General features: G+C 68.8%; 6 protein-coding genes. 3 read left to right on the top strand and 3 right to left on the bottom strand.

Annotated elements, in window-relative coordinates; translation table 11 throughout:
* On the top strand, positions 1-707 hold a 707-nt coding region (locus MVA01S_RS28655; RefSeq protein WP_060941797.1), incomplete at its 5' end, for an LLM class flavin-dependent oxidoreductase.
* Here the strand turns inward: MVA01S_RS28655 and MVA01S_RS28650 are convergent.
* From MVA01S_RS28650 to MVA01S_RS28640, 3 genes are read right to left on the bottom strand one after another with little or no spacing between them, the layout of a single operon-like run.
* Complete coding sequence (locus MVA01S_RS28650) at positions 704-1,162, bottom strand: nitroreductase family deazaflavin-dependent oxidoreductase (protein ID WP_003930942.1); 459 nt, start codon at positions 1,160-1,162, stop codon at positions 704-706. The genes MVA01S_RS28655 and MVA01S_RS28650 overlap by 4 nt on opposite strands.
* 4 nt (positions 1,163-1,166) lie before the next feature.
* Complete coding sequence (locus tag MVA01S_RS28645) at positions 1,167-1,604, bottom strand: HIT family protein (protein WP_003930943.1); 438 nt, start codon at positions 1,602-1,604, stop codon at positions 1,167-1,169.
* A gap of 23 nt (positions 1,605-1,627) precedes the next feature.
* Positions 1,628-2,134 (bottom strand): DNA-deoxyinosine glycosylase, encoded by a 507-nt coding sequence (locus MVA01S_RS28640; protein WP_003930944.1) that lies wholly within the window; start codon positions 2,132-2,134, stop codon positions 1,628-1,630.
* 43 nt (positions 2,135-2,177) lie between these two features.
* Between MVA01S_RS28640 and MVA01S_RS28635 the strand changes: the two genes are divergently transcribed.
* Together MVA01S_RS28635 and MVA01S_RS28630 are read left to right on the top strand one after the other, a co-directional pair.
* Positions 2,178-3,305, top strand: coding sequence for an adenylate/guanylate cyclase domain-containing protein (locus MVA01S_RS28635; RefSeq protein WP_003930945.1), 1,128 nt, complete (start codon positions 2,178-2,180; stop codon positions 3,303-3,305).
* 76 nt (positions 3,306-3,381) lie between these two features.
* Positions 3,382-4,782, top strand: a complete 1,401-nt coding sequence (locus MVA01S_RS28630) for an HNH endonuclease signature motif containing protein (protein WP_003930946.1) — start codon at positions 3,382-3,384, stop codon at positions 4,780-4,782.
* Positions 4,783-4,789: the final 7 nt, after the last annotated feature.

Genomic DNA, 4,789 nt, shown 5'->3' with positions numbered 1-4,789 from the left:
CCTCGCTGGCGCTGCGCGGTGCGGCAGGCCGCGACGACCGCGACATCGAGGCGTTCCCCGAATATCTCGACGACGTCGTCGCGCTGATGGGCAGCAAAGGCGTGCGGGTGCCGCTGCCACGCGACCTCATGCAGGACAACTACATCCTCAAGGCCACGCCCGCCGCGGTCACCACCCCGCGGCTGTGGCTGCTGGGTTCGTCGATGTACTCCGCGCGGCTGGCCGCCGCCAAGGGCCTGCCCTACGTGTTCGCCCACCACTTCGCCGGTCAGGGCACCGAGGAGGCGATGAGGTTCTACCGCGAGAACTTCCGGCCCAGCGACCTGACCCCGGAGCCGGTCACGTTCCTGACGGTCAACGCCGTCGTCGCCGAAACCCGGGACGAGGCAATGCGTTTGATCCTGCCGAACCTCCAGATGATGGCGCGGCTGCGGACCGGGCAGCCGATGGTGCCGCTCGATCTGGTCGAGGACGCCGAAGCCCAGCACACCGACCCGCGCGCTCAGGCCGTCATCGACGCCGGGCTGCGTCAGGCCGTGGTCGGCGCACCCGCGGAGGCGGCGGGCCAGGTGTACGCACTGGCCGAGAAGTTCGATGTGGACGAGGTGATGGTGCATCCGGTGGCCTCGGCGTTCCGCGGGGTCGACCCGGGCACCGCGCCCGCCCGGGAGGCCACCCTGGAACTGCTGGCCAAGGAGATCTTCTAGGTCTTCGGGGTCAGCCGGACCAGCGGGATCCTGCGTGACGTCCGCTTCTGGTAGCCCTCGTAGCGGTTCGAGTTGCCGTCGTTGACCAGCTTCCACAGCCGCGGATAGTCGGGGTCATCAGCCGTCACCGGAGTCGCCGTCACCGCGAAACGCTTTGGCCCGATGTTGATCTCGACATCCGGGTGGGCCTTGAGATTGTGATACCAGCCGGGCGCCCGGGGATCGCCGCCCTTGGAGGCGACGACGTAGTAGCTCCCGCCGTCGGGAAAGTAGGACAGCGCGTTGGTGCGCTTCTGCCCGGTCTTGGCGCCGACGGTGTGCAGCAGCAGCGACGGCGCAACGCCCGGCAGCGGAATACGGTGGCCGATACGCCCGTCGGTGCTCTTGTAGAGCTTGTCGTGCAACATCAGCAGCCGGGTGCCGATGTTCTGTTCCATCCACAGCGCGATGCCCATGCGGTCAATCCTTCTCGGCGGCGTCCAGTTGCGCCAGTGCCTCGCGCAGAAGCCGTGCCGTCTCCTCGCGGTCGGGGTCGCGACGCAGCAGCATCCCCTTCGCGAACGACAACTTGTCCCCGTCCCGGCGCGGCACCACGTGCAGGTGGATGTGGAACACCGACTGGAACGCAGCCTTGCCGTCGTTGACGGCGATGTTGTTGCCGTCGGCGTGCAGGCCGGAGGCCCTGGCGGCCTTGGCGATGCGCTGCCCGAGGGCGGCCATCCCGGCCACGGTCCGCGGCGGGGTGTCGGTCAGATCGACGGTGTGCGCCTTGGGGATCACCAGAGTGTGCCCGCGGGTGAACGGTCGGATGTCGAGGATCGCCAGATAGTCGTCGTCCTCGTGGATGCGGATGGCGGGAGCCTCACCGGCGACGATGGCGCAGAACACGCAGGACATGACGCCACGCTAGTGGACGCGGCTCAGAGGTGGTGGACGGCGTCGGTGATCTGGCGCCACGCCGCGAGCTTGCGGTCGAAGGACATGGTCTGCGCCGGGCTGGTCGACGGCAGCCGGGTGTGGTGCAGCGTGTCCGTCCGCCCGACGAGGCGGTGGTAGTTCTTCTCCGCTGCGGCCCCGTTGAAGTAGACGTGGGTCAGCGCCGGTTGTCCGGCGTAGAACGCGCCGAAGTCGTTGGGCACCATGCTGTCCGGTTGGACCGACGAATCCAGGCTGCCGATCCGGCGGCAGTGCTTGAGCACATCCCACACCGCGACGCCGGCGCCGGTCAGCGCGGCCACCCGCTCGTCGTAATCGCCTGCGGGGTCGAATCCGAAAAGTTCGCCCATGATGCCCCAGAACGCGTTGCGGGTGTAGGCGTAGTAGCGCTGCGCCTGCAGTGACGCGACGCCGGGCATGTTGCCCAGAACGAGGATGCGGGCACCGTCAGCGGCGAGCGGCGGAAAGCTCTGCAGCGTCGGGGAGGTCATGTGCCCGACTATCCCACCGGCGGGCGCCGTATACGTTGGCCGGGTGGCCGAAGACCTCGATCTGGAGACATCCGGGATGCTCGACGGGCTCGAAGGCGCCGCGCGCGCCGAGCGTGCAGAGTTGATCCGCTGGCTGGCCGAACGCGGGGTCGGCCTCGATCAGATCCGCGGTAACCCCGCGCCGATGCTGCTGGCATCGCGACGGGTGATCGGCGACGACGGCCAGTACGTGTCGGCGCGGCAGGCGGCGACGCGGGCCGGCGTCGACCTCGCGCTCTTCGAGCGGATCCAGCGGGCGATGGGACTGCCGCGCGTGGAGGACCCGGACGCCGAGGTCTTCCTGCGCGCCGACGCAGAGGCGGCGAAGTTCACCCGCGACTTCCTCGACCTCGGCATCGACCCCGACGAGCTGGTGCAGATCACCCGGCTGCTCGGTGACGGGTTGGCGCGCGCCGCCGAAGCGATGCGCTCCGCCGCGCTGGCCGCCGTGCTTCGCCCTGGTGCCACCGAACTGGAGGTGGCCAAGGCGTCGGAGGCGCTGGTCGGGAACGTGGCGCCGCTGCTGGGGCCGATGATCCAGGAAGTGCTGCTGCTGCAGCTGCGGCACGCGATCGAGACCGAGGCCGTCAACGCCACCGAACGCGCTGAAGGACAACACCTTCCGGGGGCGCGGCTGATGACCATCGGGTTCGCCGACCTGGTGGGATTCACCCGGCTCGGCGAGGCGGTACCGCCCGAGGAGTTGGAACATCTGTCACAGCGCCTGGCCGACATGACGCGCGAATTCGCAATGTCTCCAGTGCGATTCGTGAAGACCATCGGCGACGAGGTGATGCTGGTCAGTCCGGAGCCTGCGCCGCTGCTGGAGACGATGCTGCGCCTGATCGAGGAGACCGAGGACGAGGACGACTTCCCGCGACTGCGCGCCGGTGTCGCCACCGGCATGGCGGTCGGCCGCGCGGGCGACTGGTTCGGCAGTCCGGTGAACCTGGCCGCGCGGATGACCGGCGCTGCGCGCCCCGGGTCGGTGCTGGTGGCCGAGTCCACCCGCGACGCAATCGGGGACGACGACCGCTTCACCTGGTCGTTCGCCGGGGCCAAGCGTCTGAAGGGGATCAAATCCGACGTGAAGGCGTTCCGGGTACGTCGACAGGGCGCTGAGGAACGTTAGAACTCTTTTGCCCCTGTGGTTTCTCTGGTCACATCGACGGCCGGACCTGTCGGTGGACCGAACTAGTGTTCGATATATGGAGTTGGTGTCGGAGACGGTGGGGGCGATCGCTGAGCAGATCGCCATCCTGTCCAAGGCCGCCGACGAACTCTCGCACCGCGAGCTGATCGCCCTGCTGGCCGAGCTGACCACGGTGCTGCGCAGCGTGCCGACGGTGGAGCACAAAGTGCTGGCGCGGTTGATGGACGAGACCGAACCGTCTCGGCTGGGTGCGAAGTCCTGGAAGGCGGTGCTGACGACGTCGTTGCGGGTCAGCGGCGTCGAAGCTGCCCGCAGGCTGGCCCGGGCCAGAACGCTCGGGCTGCGCCGGGCGATGACCGGGGAACCGTTGGCGCCGGTGTGGGAGTCCACCGCCGCCGCGCAGGCCCGTGGGCTGCTCGATGAGGAGCATGTCGCGGTGATCGCGAAGTTCCACAAAAAGCTGCCCGCCTGGGTGGACGTGGGCACCCGCGCTGCGGCCGATGCCCAGCTGGCCGCAGCCGCGGCCGGACTGGATCCGGAGAACCTGGTCGAGACCGCGCGGGTGCTGCTCACGATGATCGACCAGGACGGCCCGGCACCGTCGGAGGCAGAGCGCGCACAGCGCCGCGGAGTGATCATCGGCAAACAACAGTCCGATGGTTACCGCAGAATCAGCGGCTACCTCGACCCCGAGGCCAGCACCTATCTGGACGCGGTCCTGGCCAAAGAAGCCGCCCCCGGGGCCAACATGCCCGACGACGAAAGCCCCGGAGCGGACGTCGATACCGCAGGCACGCGCGACTCAGGCGCAGACGAGGCGGCGACTCCCCAACCACCGACCGACCGGGATAGCCGCACTGTCGCCCAACGCAACCACGACGCGCTCAAAGCGATGTGGCGCCGCAGCCTGGAATCGGGAGAACTCGGCAGCCACAACGGGTTACCCGTCACCGTGATCGTGTCGACCACCTTGCAGGAACTGGAAAAAGGCGCTGGGGTGGCGGTCACCGGCGGCGGATCACTGCTGCCGATGCCCGACCTGATCCGCATGGCCGCCCGAGCGCACCACTACCTCTACGTGTTCGACGGGCACACCGGTCAGAGCTTGTATCTGGGCCGGTCCAAACGGTTGGCCACCGCCGCGCAGCGGATCGTGCTCCATGCGCGCGACCGCGGGTGCACCCGGCCCGGCTGCACCGTGCCCGGCTACTGGTGCCAGGTCCACCACGCCACCACAGGCTGGAAGGACGGCGGGCACACCGACATCGACGACCTGACCTTCGCCTGCCCCGCCGATCACCGCATGCTCGACAAGACCGGCTGGAGCACCACCCGCAACACCCGCAACCAGACCGAATGGCACCCGCCACCGGAGCTGGATACCGGCCAGCACCGCGTCAACGGCTACCACCACCCCGACCGCTACCTCCTCCCCAAAGACGACCAAGGCCCGTGAACGACGA

The organism is Mycolicibacterium vaccae NBRC 14118 = CIP 105934 (assembly GCF_001552715.1).
In the GTDB taxonomy this organism is placed as follows: Bacteria; Actinomycetota; Actinomycetes; order Mycobacteriales; family Mycobacteriaceae; genus Mycobacterium; species Mycobacterium vaccae.
The sequence above is the reverse complement of the archived record's forward strand: the minus strand, read 5'-3'. Positions and strand labels throughout refer to the sequence as shown.

What these genes read in the sequence shown, in the direction of transcription:
- MVA01S_RS28650 (WP_003930942.1), bottom strand. Translation starts at nt 1,162, where the DNA reads ATGGGCATCGCGCTGTGGATGGAACAGAACATCGGCACCCGGCTGCTG.
- MVA01S_RS28645 (WP_003930943.1), bottom strand. Translation starts at nt 1,604, where the DNA reads ATGTCCTGCGTGTTCTGCGCCATCGTCGCCGGTGAGGCTCCCGCCATC.
- MVA01S_RS28640 (WP_003930944.1), bottom strand. Translation starts at nt 2,134, where the DNA reads ATGACCTCCCCGACGCTGCAGAGCTTTCCGCCGCTCGCCGCTGACGGT.
- MVA01S_RS28630 (WP_003930946.1), top strand. Translation starts at nt 3,382, where the DNA reads ATGGAGTTGGTGTCGGAGACGGTGGGGGCGATCGCTGAGCAGATCGCC.